Raw genomic sequence first — 18,022 nt, 5'->3', positions numbered from 1 at the left:
CACGCAGATGCCCCCACCCGGAGACACACCATGATCCCACGCCGAAAACTGCTGCTGGCCTTGCCAGCGGCGCTGCCCTTGGGGCACGCCCTGGCCCAGAACGCCCCCATACGCATCCTCGTGGGCGCGCCAGCGGGCGGCTCCACCGACACCCTCGCGCGCAACCTGGCCAGCGAGATGGGGCGCCAGCTTGGCCGCACCGTGGTGGTGGAAAACCGTCCGGGCGCCGGCGGCAACATCGCGGCAGATGCCGTGGCCAAGGCCGCGCCCGATGGCAACACCCTGCTCATGAGCTTCACGAGCCACGCCATCAACGCCAGCCTCTACCCCTCGCTGCCCTTCGACCCCATCAAGGATTTCACCCCGTTGACCTGCGTGGCAACCTCGCCCTCGATCCTGGTGGCCAATCCCTCGGTGCCGGCCAAGGACGTGCGCGAGCTCATCGCGCTGGCCAAGGCGCGGCCGGGCAAGCTCAATTTCGCCATCGGTGCCGTGGGCTCCTCGCTGCACCTGGCGGGCGATGCGTTCAAGATGCAATCGGGCGCCTACATCGTCAACATTCCCTACCGCGGCACGGCCCCGGCGCTGCAGGACGTGCTGGCCGGGCAGGTGGAGCTGATGTTCGCCGCCGTGGGCAACGCCCAGGCGCAGGTGCGGGCGGGCAAGCTCAGGGCGCTCGGCGTCACCAGTGCCCGGCGCCTGCCGGCCTTCCCGGACGTGCCAGCGATCTCCGAAGTGCTGCCGGGCTACGAGTCGAGCGCCTGGTTCGGCCTGTTCGGGCCCGGGAATATGGCCCCCGAGTTGGCCAAGCGCCTGAGCGACGCAGCTCGCCAGGCCATCGCCACGCCCGAGGTGAAAAAGCGCCTGGAGACCGAGGGTGCCGTGCCCGTAGGCAACAGCCCCGAGGAGTTCGCCCGCTTCGTCAAGGCCGAGATACCGCGCTGGGCCAAGGTCGTGCGTTTTGCCGGAGCCAAGCCCGAATGACCTTCCAGCCCAGCACCCTGGCGCAAAAGCTGGTGACCCGCGCGAGCGGGCGCACCGGGCTGGCGCCGGGTGATATCGTCAACTGCCGGGTGGACCTGGCGATGTTCCACGACTCGTCCGGCCCCCGGCGGCTCAAGCCCATGCTCGACGAGCTGGGCGCCACCATCTGGGACAAGTCGCGCGTGGTGCTGGTCATGGACCATTACCTGCCCGAGCGCGATGAGGAGTCGCGCCGAATCGTGCGCATCGCACGCGACTGGGCGCGCGAGCAGGCCTTGCCCCACGTGTACGACGGTCAGGGCATCTGCCATGTGGTGGTGCCGCAGCACGGCCACATCCGCCCCGGCATGTTCTGCGTGGGGGGCGACTCGCATTCGCCCACGGGCGGTGCCTTCGGTGCCTACATGTTCGGCATCGGCAGCACCGAGATGCTGGGCGTGGTGGTCACGGGCGAGATCTGGCTGCGCGTGCCCCACACCCTGCAGATGCACTGGAGCGGGCACCTGGCAGCCGGCGTGACCGCCAAGGACATGATGCTGCACATGATCGGCCGCTTCGGTATGAACGGCGGCGAGTACCAGGCCGTGGAGTTTGCCGGCCCGGCCGTGCAGGCCCTGTCGATGCAGGAGCGCATGACGCTCTCGAACATGAGCGCCGAGCTGGGTGCGCAGGCAGGCCTGATCGCCCCCGACGCGACCACGCGGGACTGGCTGGCCGCCCACGGCGTGCCAGAAGCCGATCTGCAAGGCCTGGATGCCTGGGCGACCGACCCCGGCGCGCCGCTCACCCGCCATGATTTCGACGCCGGCACCCTGGCACCCCAGGTGGCCGCGCCCCACAGCCCCGCCAATACCGCTGCGGTGGGCCAGCATGCGGGCACGCGCATCGACGTGGCCTACATCGGGGCCTGCACCGGCGCCAAGCTCGACGACCTTCGCGCCGCCGCCCGCGTGCTGCGCGGCCAGCGTGTGGCCAGTGGGGTGCGCCTGATGGTGGCGCCTGCCAGCCAGCAGGACCAGGCCGCGGCGCGCGCCGAAGGCGTGCTGCAGGTGCTGGAGGATGCGGGTGCCGAGCTGTTCCCGACCACCTGCGGCGCCTGCGCCGGCTATGGCGATAGCGTGGGCGATGGGACCACCGTGATTTCCAGCACGGCGCGCAATTTCAAGGGGCGCATGGGCTCGGCCACGGCCCAGGTGTACCTGGCCTCGCCCTACACCGTGGCCGCCTCGGCCCTCAAGGGTCGCATTGCCGACCCGCGCGAGGTGCTGGCATGAGCGCCGCACTGCACAGGGTCTGGAAGCTCGGCGCCGACATCGACACCGATGTGCTGGCCCCGGGCCACGCGATGAAGCATGGCATCGACGTGCTGGCGCGGCACTGCCTGGAATCGGTGCGGCCGGACTTCGTGGGCGGGGCAGGGAAGGGCGACGTGATCGTGGCCGGCCCCAATTTCGGCATCGGATCCTCGCGCGAACAGGCCGCTGCGGTGCTCGTGCGGCTGGGCATCGTGGCGGTCATCGCGCCTTCGTTCAGCGGCCTGTACTTTCGCAACGCCTTCAACCTGGGCCTGCTACTGCTGACCTGCCCGCAGGCAGACCAGGTGGGCGAAGGCGAGCAGATCGCCCTCGACTGGCAGTCCCCTGCGGTGATCACCGCGAATGGCAGGCGCCTGGCGTGCGATCCGATTCCCCCGTTTCTCATGGACATGGTGCGCGCTGGCGGCTTGATGAACCAGCTGCGCGCCCGATTTGGCAAGGAGGCCATCAATGGCTGAAAACACCACAACCACAGCAACCTCGATGGACCCGGTCACGCTGGCCGTGCTGCGCGGGCGGCTCGAGCAGATCGCCGACGAGATGGACGCCACGCTGTACCGCAGCGCGTTCAACCCCATCATCGCCGAGGCACACGATGCCTGCCATGGCCTGTACGACGCGGTGAGCGGCGATACGCTGGTGCAGGGCAAGTCGGGCCTGCCGGTGTTCGTGGGGGCCATGGCCTTCGCGGTGCGCGCGGCCATGCGCATCGCCGCCGGGCGCGGCGGCATGCTAGAGGGCGATACCTGGCTGTTCAACGACCCGTACGAGGGCGGCACGCATGCCAACGACTTCAAGCTGGTGCGGCCGTTCTTTCGCGAGGGCAGGCTGTACTGCTTTCTCGCCTCGGCCGCGCACTGGCACGATGTGGGCGGCAATGTGCCCGGCAACTACAACCCCGCCGCCACCGAGTGCTGGCAGGAGGCGGTGCAGATACCGCCGGTGCGCATCGTGCGCGGCGGCGCGCTCGACGAGGACGTGCTGGCAATCCTCAAGGCTAACACCCGCCTGCCCGACAGCCTGTGGGGCGACCTCAATGGGCAGCTGTCGGCCCTGGACCTGGGCGAGCGGCGCCTGCATGACCTGCTCGACCAGTACGGCGACACCGTGGTGCTGCAGGCCATGGGCGAGCTGCGCACGCGCGCCGTGAAACTCATGCGCTCGCACATCGCGGCGCTGCCCGATGGGCGCTACAGCTTCAGCGACATGCTCGACAACGACGGCGTGCAGGACGAGGCGCTGACCATCGCCCTGGACATGACCGTGCAGGGCGACCGGCTCACGCTCGACTTCTCACGCACCTCGCCCCAGTGCGCCGGGCCGGTGAACATCTCGCGCGCCACGGCCATCGCGGCCTGCTATGTGGCGCTCAAGCACCTGTTCCCGGACGTGCCGGCCAATGCCGGGGTGCTCGACGCGGTGGACTTCGTGCTGCCCGATGGCCTGGTGATCAGCGCCGCGCGGCCGCGTCCGGTGGGCGGCTACACCGAGACCATTTTGCGCATGATCGACGTGATTTTCAGCGCCACGGCCCTGGCCGCGCCAGAACGGGCCATGGCCCAGGCCTACGGCACCATCAACGCGCTGTCCATCGCCGGCCACCGCACCGATGCATCCCGCAAGGGCCAGCGCTGGGTGATGTTCAGTTTCTTCGGTGGCGGGCATGGCGGGCATTCGGACGGCGATGGCATGAGCCATGGCAATGCGCCCATTTCCACGGCGACCATCCCGCCGCTGGAGATCCTGGAGGCGGCGTACCCCGTGCGCTTCACGCAATGGGCGCTGCGCCCGGGCTCGGGCGGCGACGGCCAGCACCGGGGGGGCCTGGGGGCCATCTACGAGATCGAGCTGCTGGAGCAGGACGCCGAGGTCTTCATCTTCGGCGAGCGCGGCAAGGCGGCGCCCCAGGGCATCGCCGGGGGTGGGGAGGCTGCCATGAACGTCTTCAGCTACGAGAACGCGGGCGAGTGGAAGACGCCGCCCATGCGCTCGAAGATGATTGGCATCAAGCTGCAAAAGGGCGAGCGCGTGCGGCTGGAGACGCCCGGTGGCGGGGGCTACGGCATTCCGGCGGCGCGGACAGCTGCGGCGCGCCAGAGCGACGAAGCGATGGGTTATGTGGTGGCGGACAACAGCGCAGCAGCAGTGAAAGGCGCAGCATGAGCGGCAAGGCTTCCTTTGTGGTGGGTGTGGACGTGGGTGGCACCTTCACCGATCTGTTCGTGCTCGACGAGGCCGATGGCAGTGCGCGCATCGTCAAGGTGCCTTCGACCCGGGGGGAGGAGGCGCGCGGCTTCATGAACGGCGTGGCGCGCGTGGCGGATTCGGCCTCGGCCATCGCCACCATCGTGCATGGCACGACGGTGGGCACCAATGCGCTGCTGGAGCGCAAGGTGGCGCGCACCGGCATCATCACCACGCGCGGCTTTCGCGACGTGCTGGAGATGCGCCGGCGCGACCGCCCGCAGACCTGGGGCCTGCGCGGCAGCTTCGAGCCCATCGTGCCGCGCCACCTGCGCCTGGAGGTTGACGAGCGCGTGCTGGCCGATGGCTCGGTGCACACGCCGGTGGATCTGGCCCAGGTCAAGGCCCAGGCGCAGGCATTGCTCGATGCAGGCTGCGAGGCCGTCTGTGTGTTCTTCATCAACACCTACGCCAACCCGGCCAACGAGCAGGCGGCCGTGGCCACCGTGCGCAGCCTGTGGCCCAACCGGCATGTGACGGCCGCCAGCGAGGTGCTGCCCGAGATACGCGAGTTCGAGCGCTGCTCCACCGCCACGCTCAACGCCGCCTTGCAGCCCGTGGTGGGCAGCTACCTGGAGCGGCTGGAGGGCGATCTGCGCGCCCAGGGCTTCGGCGGCGAGTTGCTCATCGTGCAGAGCAATGGCGGCGTGATGTCGCGCCAGACGGCCTGCGATGTGCCGGTGCGCACCGCGCTGTCGGGCCCGGCAGCGGGGGTGATCGCCTGCGCGGCCATCGCGCGGGCGGCGGGGTTTCCCGATGCGATCACGGGCGACATGGGGGGTACCTCGTTCGACGTGTCGCTGGTGGCAGGGGGCGAGGCGGCCCTGGCCGCGCAAACCTCCATCGAGTTCGGCATGGTGGTGCGCTCGCCCATGATCCAGATCGAGACCATTGGCGCGGGGGGCGGCTCCATCGCCTCGGTGGACGCCAGCGGCATGCTGCAGGTGGGCCCCGAGTCGGCCGGCAGCGTGCCCGGCCCCGCCTGCTACGGGCGCGGCAACACCCGGCCCACGGTGACCGATGCCAATGTGCTGCTGGGCCGCATCGCGGCCGACCGCCCTCTGGGAGGTGGTCTGCTCGCCGCCATGGACGCAGGCAAATCCCGCGAGGCCATCGCCACCCACGTGGCGCTGCCCCTGGGCCTGGATGTGATGGCGGCGGCCGAGGCCATCCTGACCGTGGCCAATGCCAAGATGGCAGGTGCCGTGCGCGTGGTCTCCATCGAGCGCGGGCACGACCCGCGCCAGTTCGCGTACATGCCCTTTGGCGGTGGTGGCGCGCTGCATGTCTGTGCCATGATGCGCGAGGTGGGCGTGGGCACGGGCATCGTGCCGCGCTACCCCGGCGTCACGTCCGCACTGGGTTGCGTGATGGCCGACATGCGCCACGATGCCGTGCAGACCCTGAACAAACCCCTGGCAGACCTGGACCTGGCCGACCTGCGCCAGCGCGTGCAGGCTGTGTCTGCCGCCTGCCAGCAGCGGCTGGATTCGGCCGGCGTGCAGTTTGTGCAGGTGCAGGAAATCATCACGCTGGACATGCTCTATGCAGGGCAGACGCACACGGTGCAGGTGCCGCTGGCGGCCGACGCGCTCCACCGCGAGGGCATCCAGGCGGCGTTCGAGGCCGCCTACCGCGCCGCCTTCGGCCGGGTGCTCGACGGCATCGCGGTGCGGGTGATGAACCTGCGCTACGCCCGCGTGGGTGTGCGCCCCAAGTTCGACCTCACGGTGCTGGCCCCGCAATCGACCACGCTGAACCCCGCCCTGGGCGTGCAGCGCGTGTTCCATGCCGGCCGGTGGTGGGATGCAGCGCGCCACACACGGCTGGACCTGCCGGTGGGCGCACGCATCGATGGCCCGGCCATCCTGGAGCAGCCCGACACCACGGTGTGGCTGGAGCCAGGCTTTCACGCCACCGTGGACACGCTGGGCAATCTTTTGGTGCGTGCCGCATGACGGCCGCCGTATCCCCTCCGCACACCCGGCGCGTGGCGCTGGTCATCATCGACCTGCAGAACGATTTTCTCGCGGCCGACGGGGCCTATGCGCGCGGCGGCGCGGTCAGCCCTGCGGCGCAGGCCTTGCCGGCGCGTGTGGCGCAGGTGGCCACATCCGTCAAGGCCGGGGGCGGCCTGGTCGCAGGCAGCCAGTTCACGCTGTGGCCTGATGCGCAGGGCGAGCCCATGGTCTCGCCCCACCTCAAGACCTTGCGGCCCTTCCTGCGGCGCGGCGACTTCGCGCCCGGCAGCCGAGGCCAAGCCCATGTGCCCGATATCGCGCCCTGGGTGGACCTCTCGGTGTGCAAGGTGGCCTATTCGGCCTTTTTCAACACACAGCTCGACTGGGTGCTGCGCCGCGCCGGTATCGACACCTTGGCGGTGTGCGGCATCGTCACCAACGGCGGCGTGGCCAGCACGGTGCGCGATGCCCACATGCGCGACTACCGCACCCTGGTGCTGTCGGACGGCTGCGCCGCCTTCCGCCAGGACGTGCACGACACCGCGCTGGCCGATATGGCCACCGTGGCCCAGGTGCTGAACTGCGCCGATTTCATGGCTGCGCTGGCGGCTGGCACGCCATGACGGGCACGCTGCCGACCATTCGCCGCGCCGACCGGATGCCTGCGGCCGCGCAGGGCAACCATGTGCCCGTGGCCATCGTTGGCGGCGGCGCCTGCGGCCTGACGGCCGCGCTGATGCTGCACGACCTGGGTATCGAATGCGCCGTGCTGGAGCGCGATGCCACGCCCACGGGCTCCTCGGCCCTGTCTTCGGGCTTCATCCCGGCACCGGCCACGCGGGTGCAGAAGGAACTGGGCATTGACGACAGCCCCGAGCGCTTTGCCGCCGACATCAGCGCCAAAGCCAAGGGCAGGGCGGCACCGCAGCTGGTGCAGGCCTACGCCCGGGCCATCGGCCCCGCGCTCGATGCGCTGCAGCAGCGCCACGGCCTGCAGTGGCAGGTGCTCGACGGCTTTCTGTACCCCGGCCACAGCGTGCGCCGCATGCATGCGGTGCCCGAGAAGACCGGGGTGGGCCTGATGGGCCGACTGGCGAATGCCGCTGCGGCGGCCGAGATTTCCCTGCTGACCGACGCCACCGTGCGCGAGTTGTGGGCCGACGACACCGGCCTGGTGATCGGCGTGGGCTACGAGCGACCGGGCGGGCGGCTGGAACACCTGTCGTGCGACGCGGCCATCCTGGCCTGCAATGGCTTTGGCGGCAATGCCGCCATGGTGCGCGAGCTGCTGCCCGATATGCGCGATGCACTGTTCGCCGGCCACACGGGCAACGATGGCAGCGCCATTGCCTGGGGCCGTGCCCTGGGCGCGCGCCTGGCCGACCTGGGCGGCTACCAGGGCCACGGCTCATGGGCCATTCCCCAGGGCGCGCTGATCTCCTGGGCGTTGATGATGGAGGGGGGCATGCAGGTCAACGCGCTGGGCCGGCGCTTCCATGACGAGACGCAGGGCTACTCGGAGGCCTCGGTGCACGTCCTCGCCCAGCCGGGTGGCGTGGCCTGGAATGTGTTCGACGCGCCCATCCTGGCACTGGCGCGCGGTTTTCCTGACTTCGTGGATGCAGAAGCTGCCGGCGCTGTGAAGCACTGCGACAGCGTGCAGGCCCTGGCCGCTGTGATCGGCTGCGACGAAACCGCGCTGGCGGCCACGCTGGCAGGGCAGGGCCCGTACCCGCGCTCCAACGCGCGGCCGTTGCAGGCACCGTACTGCGCCGTCAAGGTCACGGGGGCCCTGTTCCATACCCAGGGCGGGCTCGATATCGATGCGCGCTGCCGGGTGCTCGACACCGCGGGCTGCCCGTTTCCCAACCTGCTTGCGGCCGGCGGCGCGGCGCGCGGCGTCTCGGGCGATGCCGTCTGGGGCTACCTCTCGGGCAATGGCCTGCTGAGCGCCGTGGCCGGCGGCTACATCGCCGCCCACACCGCCGCCCACCTGCTCGATCCCACCAAGGGCACCACCGCATGACCACGATTTCCTTGCATGAACGGCTGCGGCAGCGGCAGATCCTGCTGGCCCCTGGCGTCTACGACGCGCTGAGCGCCCTGGTGGCCGAGCAGGCCGGCTTCGAGGCGCTGTACCTCTCGGGTGCCTCCATCGCCTACACGCGGCTGGGCCGCTCCGACGTGGGCCTGACCACCTACACCGAGGTGGAGGACACCCTGGCGCGCATCACCGAGCGGGTGCGTACGCCCGTCATCGTGGATGCCGACACCGGTTTCGGCAATGCGCTCAACGTGCAGCGCACGGTGCGCGGCTTCGAGCGTGCGGGCGCGGCCATGGTGCAGATCGAGGACCAGGGCTTTCCCAAGCGCTGTGGCCACCTGGACGGCAAGAGCGTGGTGCCTGTCGCCGAAATGGTGGGCAAACTGCGCGCTGCGCTCGACGCGCGCCACCATTCCCACACCTTGCTGCTGGCACGCACCGATGCGCTGGCGGTCGAGGGCATCGATGCCGCGTTCGACCGCGCCGAGCGCTATCTGGAGTGTGGTGTGGATGCGCTCTTCATCGAAGCCCTGCGCACCCCGGAGCAGATGGACGCCGCCTGCCAGCGCTTTGCCCACCGCATCCCGCTGCTGGCCAACATGGTCGAGGGCGGCAAGACCCCGGTGCAAAGCGCGCAGGAGCTTGGGCAGCGCGGTTTTCGCATCGCCATCTTCCCGGGCGGCACGGCGCGGGCCGTGGCCCACACCCTGCAGGGCTATTACGCCAGCCTGCACACGCACCAGACCACCGCGCCGTTCAAGGAGCGGATGCTGGACTTCGACGGCCTGAACGGGTTGATCGGGACACCTGAGCTGATGAAACAGGGGCGAAAGTATGAATAGACAATACTCAGGTCATTGGCGACCGTCTGGTGCGCAGTCCCACAAATAAGTGGTACTGAAGCCGCGTCTTTCGCACTGTGGCTGCATTGCAAATCCCCGCGATGGCATGGGCTATCCCTGCGGTTGGCGCCTTGCCATGGCGCGAAATTCATCGGTGTTCTTTGTACCACCTGTTTGCAGGACAGCACGCGAGCCCGGAGCAAAATGGCAATCCGTTATTGAGCAAACGAGATTGGAAATGACGTCCACGCTGCGCTTTGAAATTCAAACAGAAGAGATGCCCGAGGGAAATCGATTGTCGGGACCGTACGTGCTTGTGCATGTCGTACCCGTCATTGACGCAGACCCGTACATTGAAAAATTCAAGGACTATCCGTTTGAAGCCTTGGAGGTTTATGGCTTTGGACTGATCTCGGGCGAAATCTGGCCTTTCAATTGCGAGTGTGGAACCCCTGGATGTGCCCGGATCAATGAGCCCACCCTCATGACGGTGGACGGCACATCGGTTCGGTGGGAGTTCCCCGAAGAGCCGTATGACTATTTGGCAACCACCAAAGACGGCCACTCCAAGCCGCGCGAATTTGTCTTTGATCGCCAGCAGTACGTGAAGGTGTTTGAAGATCTGGTCGTCGAACTCAAAGGCTTGGAGGCTCGCCACGGCAAGATCAGCCTCGCTCCTGCTCAACCCAGAATTTTGTCGGTGGACCAGACCGTTGAAGTGCGGCGGAATTTTGCCGAGTTTCGGAGAATCCGCCGCGCAGCACTCGGCGACCTGGACCATGAGCACATGCTGTTTGTTGTCACCAGCGTGGATGGCCTCGAACTGACAATGCAAATCAGCGATGTCGTCTTCAAATTTATTTGGGACCATTGTCCCGAAGAACCGTATGACCTGGCCAAGGTGCAGGAAGTACTGGAACGCCTGGGACAGCAGCTGAGGGTCACGCCCGAATCCGTGTTAAAGCAGATGGGCGTCCACGATCTCAGCGCAAGTCTCCGGGCAGCGCCCACCGCAGCAGGAAGCTATGGAGAAGACGATGACGCTTCGGAAAAGAATTGGCCTGTTCCCTACTGTACCGATGCAGACTCACCCGCAGAGCACCTGGAGTTTTGGCGAGAGCTGCAGAGATCAGGAAAGGTGACGATTCGTCCACGAGGCTACTGACGGCAAAGACTTTAGCTGCGTGTCAAATGCAGCAGTACCGCCGTTGGGGATGGGTCTCGGAAAGAGCTCCTGGAGGCTTCCTTCCCACGGACGACCCGACAACGCTCACGGCCGGTGCAACGACCTGGGCACCCGGGGTACTACATATATAGCTGCTACGAGGGGTCGAGCCGAGGCGAGCTCTACCGAAGACGCCTTCGAGCGCGCTGAACGGTACCTGCAGTTTGCCGGGCAGACGCCTTGTTCATCCAGGCCCGGCGCGCACCGACGCTCTTCCCAAGGGGCTGGGGTACGATCACCGCCCCCATTCCTTGAAGTCAAGGTTGTTGCATGCACTTCACGGCTGAATTTGCCCTGCATAATTGGAGGGTTAAGCAGTACGTCAAGAGGGGCAGGTCACCTCCCCGTCTCACCGCTCTGAGCGGCTCACATCTCCAAGCCACCGGCCTTGCCGGAAATGGCCAGTCAATATGGTTTTCAGTTCGTGGCAGTTCATTCTGGTCTATCTGCCGATCGTGGTGCTCGTCTATTTCGCGATGAATCACCGGCATTGGATCACTGCTGGAAAGGCCTGGCTCGTGGTAGCGAGCCTGTTTTTTTACTCGTACTGGAACATCAATTACCTGCCTCTGATTCTGGCTTCCATATTTTTTAACTTCCTGATTGGTTCGCGCCTGGCAAGGTCGCATTCCATGTCCGCCGACGCTGCGCACAAACCGGATCGTGGAATCAGCAGAAAAACCGTTCTTGCCGCAGGCATTGCCGCCAATTTGCTGGTGCTGGGGTATTACAAGTACACCGACTTTCTGCTTGACAACGTCAACACCATCTTTGGCACAGCGCATGCTCTTCCCCACATCGTGCTGCCATTGGGGATCAGTTTTTTCACGTTTACGCAGATCGTGTATCTGGTGGATAGCTACCGTGGGGAAACTGCAAAATATGGCGTATTGAACTACTCGCTGTTCGTGACATTTTTCCCGCACCTTATTGCGGGACCTATTGTTCACCACCAGCAAATAATGCCACAGTTCGCTTCGCGCTGGACCCTGATGCTGAGAAAATCGAACATTCTCAAGGGGTTGTTCATTTTTTCCATCGGCCTGTTCAAAAAAGTAGTCATTGCCGACAACTTTGCGGGCTGGGCGGACGCTGGGTTCGACGGAGGCCAGGATCTCGGTTTTTTCGCCGCATGGGCAACCAGCCTGGCCTACACCTTTCAGCTGTACTTCGATTTCAGCGGGTACTGCGACATGGCAATAGGCGCTTCGTTGCTGTTCAACATTTCATTGCCCATCAATTTCAACTCGCCCTATAAGTCATTGAACATTCAGGATTTCTGGCGGCGCTGGCACATCACTCTCAGCAGTTTTTTGCGGGATTATCTGTACATCCCCCTGGGTGGTAACCGGGGGCTGGAGTACCAGACCTACATCAATATTTTCATCACATTCGTGCTGGGTGGCCTGTGGCATGGCGCGACCTGGATGTTCGTGATATGGGGTGCCCTGCATGGAGGTGCACTCGGAGTTCACCGCCTTTGGAAGCAGTGGGGACGCCCTATGCCCACCGCCTTGGCATGGCTGTTGACTTTCGTGTTCGTGAACATGACGTGGGTTTTCTTCCGTGCGAAAACAATGGGAGACGCGGAGCGCGTGTTGCAGGGGATGGTTGATTTCCGCTCGGTCCTTGGCGACTCCGTTGCCTCGGCACCGACGGCTGATTTTGCGTGGGCGGGCTGGTTTTCCGATGTCTTGCTGCAATACCTCCCCGCAGGGTTGGTTGGGCATCTGCCTGCATACATGGCCATTGCCTTCGCCTTTGCCATTGTTCGCCAAAAAAATTCTATCGAAATAGCAAGCGGATCCTTGGGGAATGCCAAGCTTGTTTATGGCGGCATTCTTTTCTCCATTGCAATGTACGCCATGCTTGCAACCACGAGTTCGGTGTTCTTGTACTTCAATTTCTAATAAAAAAATCACGATGAAACATCGGGCAAGCGTTTTCTTGATCGCCCTGTTGGCAAGTCTGCTGATAGTACCGGCGGTCAACATTTCTCGCGTACGCAATTTTGAAACGATCCAATGGGAGAAGTCTTTTTTCTACAACATGGATTTCGCATCGAGCTTTGCGGCGAAGTGGCTGTATCCATTGGGCATCAGCATCAACTCCAGGAGTGTCGTTATCGGCCGTGACGGTTGGCTCTTCCTGGGGGATGCATTCGAGTCCACGCTGTCAGCGGCCAGGCATTCGCCTGCTGCGGGCGATGTGCAACTGGCAAAGCAAATTGGTGTGGCCGCTGCTGCCTGGGACACTTATTTCGCAAGCAAGGGAGTCCAGCTTTTCAGGGTCATGATAGGCCCCAACAAGGGAAGCATTTACCCCGAGCATTTGCCCCGCTGGGCGCAGCCCATATCACCCAATGCCACAGATGCCCTGATTTCTGAAACGGGCAACGTTCTTTATGTCGATCTTCGCTCGCCTTTGTTGAAAGCCAAAGCCCATCAGGAGGCCGACTTTTATTACAAGCTGGATACCCATTGGAACAGTCTTGGCTCTGCGATGGGATTTCGCGCCTTTGCCCAGCATGTTGGCCCCGTAGCACCAGAGCTGCAATGGCCACCCAGTGAGGCGTATGCACTGAAATCCAGCGAGGAAACGAGGGGCGGGGATCTGGCCAATTTTCTCCGGCTGCCAACACAGCTTTCCGACACCCGATTGGCTATTCGTGCGTCCGATTTTCCTTTGCAAAGCACCCGGATTGACTTGGACACCCAGAAACTCCTGCACACTGGCGGGCATCTGACCACGATACCCCCGACCAAGCCGGTCCTTGTCCGCACAGCCAATGCCTTAAACAACAAGAAGGTACTGTGGTTGAGGGATTCGTTTGGCGACTCGATGTCGCTGATGATGGAGGCCACATTCAGCGACGTAGTCCAACTGCATTGGCACGAGGCCATCAAACCCGGTGGGCGCCTGGTTCAATTGGTCGACAACTGGAAGCCGGACTACGTGTTTTTCACGGTGGTGGAAAGAGATGCGAGAAACGGATGGTTTACGGTTCCTCCGCCTGTGGCGTCGTTAAACCAGGCGGCCCCGAAAGACGCCCAATCCCGGTGAAATCAACGATGGCGGCGGGGTCAGCGTGAGCCGCGCCGGTTCGCGCCACCGGCCAGCAACCTCACCTGCCGCAATGGCCCCGCCCGCACTGCGGCACCCCAGGCCGCGTACCATGCCATGGAAATACGTCATTGCATGGAGACCGACATGGCAGAGAGACTACAAACCATCACCCTGGGCGGCGGTTGCTTCTGGTGCACCGAGGCGGTGTTTGACCGCGTGCGCGGCATCACCGACGTGGAAAGCGGGTACACCAACGGCCAGACGATCCAGCCGACCTACGAGCAGATCTGCCAGGGCGACACCGGCCACGCAGAGGTGGTGCGCCTGACCTTCGATGCCGACGAGATCAGCCTCGAAGAAATCCTGGAGATCTTCTTCCACACCCACGACCCGACCACCCTCAACCGCCAGGGCAACGACGTGGGCACGCAGTACCGCAGTGGCATCTACTACGACAACCCGGCCCACGGCGAGCTGGCCAACGGCATGGTGCGCCAGATGTCGCAGGACAAGTTGTTCGGCGCGCCCATCACCACCGAGGTGAAACCCCTGGCCAACTACAGCACGGCCGAGGACTACCACCAGGATTACTTCGCCAAGCACCCGGGGCAGGGCTACTGCGCCATGGTGGTGGGGCCCAAGGTGGACAAGTTCCGCAAGACCTTCCGCAAGTACCTGAAGGAAGATTGACCGGGGCTGCCGCCCAGGCTTCCATCAAAACCCGCCTGAAGGCGGGTTTTCTTCGGCCCGGCAGCAAAAGGCGCCAGCATCGGCAGGTCTCTGTGCCGGAACCATCCCTGCACGGGGCATAATGCAATCCGCTTGCGTTACCGGCATACTGCCGGTGCGATGCCGCCCATGCCCACTGCACGCTCCACCCCTCCTTCTCCCAACGCAGGCATTTCCTGGGCTCTGCCGCCCGGCATGCGCGCCACCAGGGCCACGCGGGCCCTGGCCGCGTTGTATGAGGCGCGGCCCGAGGCCGCGCTGTCCGAGTCCGAGGTGGAGGCCGCTTTGGCTGCCGCGGGTGCGCCGGTCAACAAGGTCACCGTCTACCGCATGCTCGAGCGCTTTGCCGCCGCCGGCCTGCTGCAGCGGCAGGTGGATGCCGCCCGCGTCACGCGCTTTGCGCTGGCGCCGCAGGGCGGGGAGGGCACGGCTCCCCGCTTCGAGTGCGGTGACTGCCACCGCCAGTTTCGCCTGGCGCAGGGCTCGGCGCGCGTGCAAAGCGCCTTGAAGCAGGTGCTGCAGGCGCTGGCCACGGCAGGGCACGAAAGCCTGGCGGTGGACATTGCCGTGCGGGGCCGTTGCGCAGGGTGCGCGCATCCGGCCGAGGGGGCCGCCTCATGATCCGCACACGGGGCCTTTCGTACGCCTATGCCGCAGGCGGTGAAGCACTGCGTTTTCCCGACGTGGACCTGCGCCAGGGCGGCACCTTGCTGCTGCGCGGGCGCTCGGGCACGGGCAAGTCGACCTGGCTGGCCTTGCTCGCCGGCCTGCGTTCACCCGCCGGCGGCGACCTGTTCGTGGCCAGCACCCAGTTGGGCACGCAGCGCGGCGCCGAGATCGATGCCTGGCGCGCCCGCAGCGTGGGCTTTTTGCCGCAGAAGCTGCACCTGAGCAGCGCGCTCACCGTGGCCGATAACCTGGCCCTGGTGTACTTTGCGGCCGGCCTGCCGCGTGATGATGCGGCCATCAACCGCGCCTTGGCCCAGGTGGGTGTGGCCGAGCTGGCCGCGCGCCGGCCGCACCAGCTTTCGGGCGGGCAGGCGCAGCGCGTGGCGCTGGCGCGGGCGGTGCTGCTCACGCCACAGATCCTGCTGGCGGACGAACCCACTGCCAGCCTCGATGACGAGGCCGCCGCCGACGCCCTGGCTCTGCTGCAGGCCTGCGCCACTGCCTGCGATGCCAGCCTGGTCATCGCCACCCACGACCAGCGCGTGGTGCAGGCCCTGGCCTCCGTGCAGGGGCTGCAGCAACTCGACCTGAACGCCTGAAGTGAAACACCCCCTGAGTCGCTTCGCGCCTTCCCCCTCTCTCATATTGCTTCGCAATCTGGGAGGGGAACGCCCCCAGTGCGGCGGGGCGGCCCTTGCACGGGGGCGCTGGCTTGGGCCGTGCCAGTTTCGTGCCCCGCGATTGGTGCGCGGCGCAATGGATACCTGATACCGATGGCCAAGCTTCTTTCCCTTTCCTGGCGCTATCTCTGGGCGCGCCCGCTGGCCGCCGTGCTCAACCTGCTGGTGCTGACGCTGGGCCTGGCGGCCATCACGCTGGTGCTGCTGGTGGCCACGCAGCTCGACCGCGCCTTCGAGCGCGACCTGGACGGCATCGACCTCGTGTTGGGGGCCAAGGGCAGCCCACTGCAGCTAATCCTGGCGGGGGTGTTCCATATCGATGTGCCCACCGGCAACATACCGCTGCAGGAGGTGCAGGCCCTGCAGAAGAACCCGCTGGTGGCCCAGGTGATCCCGCTGAGCCTGGGCGACAGCTACCAGGGCTTTCGCATCGTGGGCACCACACCGGACTACCTGGCGCTGTATGGCGCCACCGTTGCGCAGGGCCAGCCCTGGCAGCAGCCCATGGACGCGGTGCTGGGCGCCACCGTGGCGCGCGGCATCGTGGGCGGAGCGCATGCAGGCGCGCCGCTGGTCGGCGCCACCTTCATCGGCAGCCATGGCCTGGGCGGGGGAGGGCATGCCCATGGCGAGCACCCGTACCGCGTGGCCGGTGTGTTGGCCGCCTGCGGCTGCGTGCTCGACCGGCTCATCCTCACCTCCACCGAATCCGTCTGGATGGTGCACGAGACGGCCACCGCCACCGAGCCCGAAGACCTTGAGGTCATGAAGGAAGAGCGCGAGGTGACCGTGGCCCTGCTGCGCTACCGCACGCCCATGGCCGCCGTCACGCTGCCGCGCCAGATCAATGCCGACACGTCGATGCAGGCAGCGGCCCCGGCCATCGAGGTCACGCGCCTGCTGCGCCTGCTGGGTGTGGGGGCCGATGTGCTGCGCGCCTTTGGTGGCGTGCTGCTGGCCGTGGCCGCACTCAGCGTGTTCATCGCCCTGTGGAATGCCGTGCGCGAGCGCCGCACCGACCTGGCCATGCTGCGCATGCTGGGCGCGCCCCCGGGCCGCGTCGCCGGCCTGGTGCTGTGCGAGGCCCTGTGGCTGGCCGCCATGGCCTCGGCCCTGGGCCTGCTGCTGGGCCACGGCCTGGCCCAGGTGCTGGGCTGGGTGCTGCAGGCGCAGGGCCTGTTGCCCGTGAGCGGCCTGGTGTGGCTGCCATCCGAGGCGGGCGTGCCGCTGATCGCCGTGGTGGTGGCCGCCTTTGCGGCGCTGCTGCCCGCCATGCAGGCCTACCGCACCGAAGTGGCCGATCTCTTGGGTCAACCCTGATTACCAACTGCTCCCGAAAGGATTTCCATGAAAAAGCTGCTCACCGCCCTGGCCCTGGCCCCCTTGCTGCTGGCTGGCGCCCTGGCGCACGCCCAGGGCGCGCACTCCGATCAGGAAACCAAGGCCGACATCCAGCGCCACCGCGCCATGGCAGCCGCGCACGAGGCCGCGGCCAAGTGCCTGGAGTCCGGCAAGGGCCATGACCAGTGCCAGAAGGAACTCCAGGTCGCTTGCAAAGGTCTAGGTATCGGTAAATTTTGCGGCATGCGCCATGTGCACTGACCCATTGCACGCCACGCCCGCACATCTGTAAGAAAATACGCCAGCCCTGCCACCAAGGACTTTCCATGCACCGCCACCCTCTCTCGTCCCGTTCCTTGCCAGCCCAGTCTGCCGCGCTGGTGCTGGCCTGCGCCCTGGCGGGGGTGGGCGGCGCCCATGCCGAAAGCAAGCCTGCAGCGACGGCCGGCGCGCCCTACAACACGCCGGTGCTCAGTTCGCCCATGCCGGGCGCGGCCCCCACGGGCTCCGGCGCGGGCTACCACAGCCCCAACAGCCCGATTGCGCCGCTGCCCCAGCGCACCGACGTGGTGCCATGGTCGTTGCTCAGTGACCTAACCAAGAAGACCACCAAGGACGGCATCCTGCCCGTGTTCAACGCGCAGCAGCAGGGCATGGACAAGACGGTGCAGCGCATTCAGGGCTTCATGATGCCGCTCGACGCCAAGGCCACGCAGACGCACTTCCTGCTCACCTCCGTGCCGCTGACCTGCTCGTTCTGCATTCCGGGCGGGCCCGAGAGCATGGTCGAAGTGAAGGCCAAGACGCCCGTTCGCTACTCGCTCGAACCCGTGGTGGTCGAGGGCCGGTTCACCGTGCTGCAGAACGACCCCTATGGCCTGTACTACCGCGTGGTCGAAGCCGTGCCGGTGAAGTAAGCAG

17 protein-coding genes are annotated in these 18,022 nt (G+C 66.0%); all 17 read left to right on the top strand.

Annotated elements, in window-relative coordinates; genetic code table 11:
* The first annotated feature begins 30 nt into the window (after positions 1-30).
* The 17 genes from QYL93_RS06345 to QYL93_RS06265 all read left to right on the top strand — a co-directional run bounded on the left by QYL93_RS06345 (position 31) and on the right by QYL93_RS06265 (position 18,018).
* Positions 31-984, top strand: a complete 954-nt coding sequence (locus QYL93_RS06345; protein WP_305742865.1) for a tripartite tricarboxylate transporter substrate binding protein — start codon at positions 31-33, stop codon at positions 982-984.
* Positions 981-2,258 (top strand): 3-isopropylmalate dehydratase large subunit, encoded by a 1,278-nt coding sequence (locus QYL93_RS06340; RefSeq protein WP_305742864.1) that lies wholly within the window; start codon positions 981-983, stop codon positions 2,256-2,258. Before QYL93_RS06345 ends, QYL93_RS06340 begins: the two co-directional genes overlap by 4 nt.
* Positions 2,255-2,758, top strand: coding sequence for a 3-isopropylmalate dehydratase (locus QYL93_RS06335; protein WP_305742863.1), 504 nt, complete (start codon positions 2,255-2,257; stop codon positions 2,756-2,758). The genes QYL93_RS06340 and QYL93_RS06335 overlap by 4 nt, the downstream gene beginning before the upstream one ends.
* Entirely contained in the window at positions 2,751-4,463 is a 1,713-nt protein-coding gene (locus QYL93_RS06330) for a hydantoinase B/oxoprolinase family protein (RefSeq protein ID WP_305742862.1), read from the top strand. The genes QYL93_RS06335 and QYL93_RS06330 overlap by 8 nt, the downstream gene beginning before the upstream one ends.
* A complete protein-coding gene (locus tag QYL93_RS06325; RefSeq protein WP_305742861.1) occupies positions 4,460-6,502 on the top strand; it encodes a hydantoinase/oxoprolinase family protein in 2,043 nt (680 codons plus the stop codon). Before QYL93_RS06330 ends, QYL93_RS06325 begins: the two co-directional genes overlap by 4 nt.
* The gene (locus QYL93_RS06320) at positions 6,499-7,128 is read left to right on the top strand and encodes a cysteine hydrolase family protein (RefSeq protein ID WP_305742860.1); all 630 of its coding nucleotides are present in this window, start codon (positions 6,499-6,501) and stop codon (positions 7,126-7,128) included. Before QYL93_RS06325 ends, QYL93_RS06320 begins: the two co-directional genes overlap by 4 nt.
* Entirely contained in the window at positions 7,125-8,531 is a 1,407-nt protein-coding gene (locus tag QYL93_RS06315) for an FAD-dependent oxidoreductase (protein ID WP_305742859.1), read from the top strand. The genes QYL93_RS06320 and QYL93_RS06315 overlap by 4 nt, the downstream gene beginning before the upstream one ends.
* On the top strand, positions 8,528-9,391 hold the full coding sequence (locus QYL93_RS06310) for an oxaloacetate decarboxylase (protein ID WP_305742858.1): 864 nt from the start codon (positions 8,528-8,530) through the stop codon (positions 9,389-9,391). The genes QYL93_RS06315 and QYL93_RS06310 overlap by 4 nt, the downstream gene beginning before the upstream one ends.
* Positions 9,392-9,629: 238 nt before the next feature.
* On the top strand, positions 9,630-10,556 hold the full coding sequence (locus tag QYL93_RS06305; RefSeq protein WP_305742857.1) for a hypothetical protein: 927 nt from the start codon (positions 9,630-9,632) through the stop codon (positions 10,554-10,556).
* A 470-nt stretch (positions 10,557-11,026) separates the two neighbouring features.
* Entirely contained in the window at positions 11,027-12,526 is a 1,500-nt protein-coding gene (locus QYL93_RS06300; RefSeq protein ID WP_305742856.1) for an MBOAT family protein, read from the top strand.
* Between the two features lie 37 nt (positions 12,527-12,563).
* Complete coding sequence (locus tag QYL93_RS06295) at positions 12,564-13,679, top strand: hypothetical protein (RefSeq protein ID WP_305742855.1); 1,116 nt, start codon at positions 12,564-12,566, stop codon at positions 13,677-13,679.
* A 147-nt stretch (positions 13,680-13,826) separates the two neighbouring features.
* Positions 13,827-14,372: a peptide-methionine (S)-S-oxide reductase MsrA gene (gene msrA / locus QYL93_RS06290; protein ID WP_305742854.1), complete on the top strand. Its 546-nt coding sequence runs from the start codon at positions 13,827-13,829 to the stop codon at positions 14,370-14,372.
* A gap of 234 nt (positions 14,373-14,606) precedes the next feature.
* Positions 14,607-15,032, top strand: coding sequence for a transcriptional repressor (locus tag QYL93_RS06285; protein ID WP_305743231.1), 426 nt, complete (start codon positions 14,607-14,609; stop codon positions 15,030-15,032).
* Positions 15,029-15,679: an ATP-binding cassette domain-containing protein gene (locus QYL93_RS06280; RefSeq protein ID WP_305742853.1), complete on the top strand. Its 651-nt coding sequence runs from the start codon at positions 15,029-15,031 to the stop codon at positions 15,677-15,679. The genes QYL93_RS06285 and QYL93_RS06280 overlap by 4 nt, the downstream gene beginning before the upstream one ends.
* Positions 15,680-15,853: 174 nt before the next feature.
* Positions 15,854-17,080, top strand: a complete 1,227-nt coding sequence (locus tag QYL93_RS06275; protein ID WP_305742852.1) for an ABC transporter permease — start codon at positions 15,854-15,856, stop codon at positions 17,078-17,080.
* Between the two features lie 27 nt (positions 17,081-17,107).
* Entirely contained in the window at positions 17,108-17,362 is a 255-nt protein-coding gene (locus QYL93_RS06270; protein WP_057203011.1) for a hypothetical protein, read from the top strand.
* Positions 17,363-17,427: 65 nt separating this feature from the next.
* Entirely contained in the window at positions 17,428-18,018 is a 591-nt protein-coding gene (locus QYL93_RS06265) for a DUF3299 domain-containing protein (RefSeq protein ID WP_305742851.1), read from the top strand.
* The last annotated feature ends 4 nt before the right edge of the window (positions 18,019-18,022 follow it).

Origin of the sequence: Acidovorax sp. A1169, from assembly GCF_030704685.1 — a bacterium.
Taxonomy (GTDB): Bacteria; Pseudomonadota; Gammaproteobacteria; order Burkholderiales; family Burkholderiaceae_C; genus Acidovorax.
The sequence above is the reverse complement of the archived record's forward strand: the minus strand, read 5'-3'. Positions and strand labels throughout refer to the sequence as shown.

Bases quoted from the DNA above. Each gene is read 5' to 3' on its own strand.
- QYL93_RS06310 (WP_305742858.1), top strand. From the start codon at position 8,528: ATGACCACGATTTCCTTGCATGAACGGCTGCGGCAGCGGCAGATCCTG.
- QYL93_RS06270 (WP_057203011.1), top strand. From the start codon at position 17,108: ATGAAAAAGCTGCTCACCGCCCTGGCCCTGGCCCCCTTGCTGCTGGCT.
- QYL93_RS06335 (WP_305742863.1), top strand. From the start codon at position 2,255: ATGAGCGCCGCACTGCACAGGGTCTGGAAGCTCGGCGCCGACATCGAC.
- QYL93_RS06305 (WP_305742857.1), top strand. From the start codon at position 9,630: ATGACGTCCACGCTGCGCTTTGAAATTCAAACAGAAGAGATGCCCGAG.
- QYL93_RS06330 (WP_305742862.1), top strand. From the start codon at position 2,751: ATGGCTGAAAACACCACAACCACAGCAACCTCGATGGACCCGGTCACG.
- QYL93_RS06340 (WP_305742864.1), top strand. From the start codon at position 981: ATGACCTTCCAGCCCAGCACCCTGGCGCAAAAGCTGGTGACCCGCGCG.
- QYL93_RS06315 (WP_305742859.1), top strand. From the start codon at position 7,125: ATGACGGGCACGCTGCCGACCATTCGCCGCGCCGACCGGATGCCTGCG.
- QYL93_RS06285 (WP_305743231.1), top strand. From the start codon at position 14,607: ATGCGCGCCACCAGGGCCACGCGGGCCCTGGCCGCGTTGTATGAGGCG.
- QYL93_RS06320 (WP_305742860.1), top strand. From the start codon at position 6,499: ATGACGGCCGCCGTATCCCCTCCGCACACCCGGCGCGTGGCGCTGGTC.
- QYL93_RS06280 (WP_305742853.1), top strand. From the start codon at position 15,029: ATGATCCGCACACGGGGCCTTTCGTACGCCTATGCCGCAGGCGGTGAA.
- QYL93_RS06345 (WP_305742865.1), top strand. From the start codon at position 31: ATGATCCCACGCCGAAAACTGCTGCTGGCCTTGCCAGCGGCGCTGCCC.
- QYL93_RS06265 (WP_305742851.1), top strand. From the start codon at position 17,428: ATGCACCGCCACCCTCTCTCGTCCCGTTCCTTGCCAGCCCAGTCTGCC.
- QYL93_RS06275 (WP_305742852.1), top strand. From the start codon at position 15,854: ATGGCCAAGCTTCTTTCCCTTTCCTGGCGCTATCTCTGGGCGCGCCCG.
- msrA (WP_305742854.1), top strand. From the start codon at position 13,827: ATGGCAGAGAGACTACAAACCATCACCCTGGGCGGCGGTTGCTTCTGG.
- QYL93_RS06300 (WP_305742856.1), top strand. From the start codon at position 11,027: ATGGTTTTCAGTTCGTGGCAGTTCATTCTGGTCTATCTGCCGATCGTG.
- QYL93_RS06325 (WP_305742861.1), top strand. From the start codon at position 4,460: ATGAGCGGCAAGGCTTCCTTTGTGGTGGGTGTGGACGTGGGTGGCACC.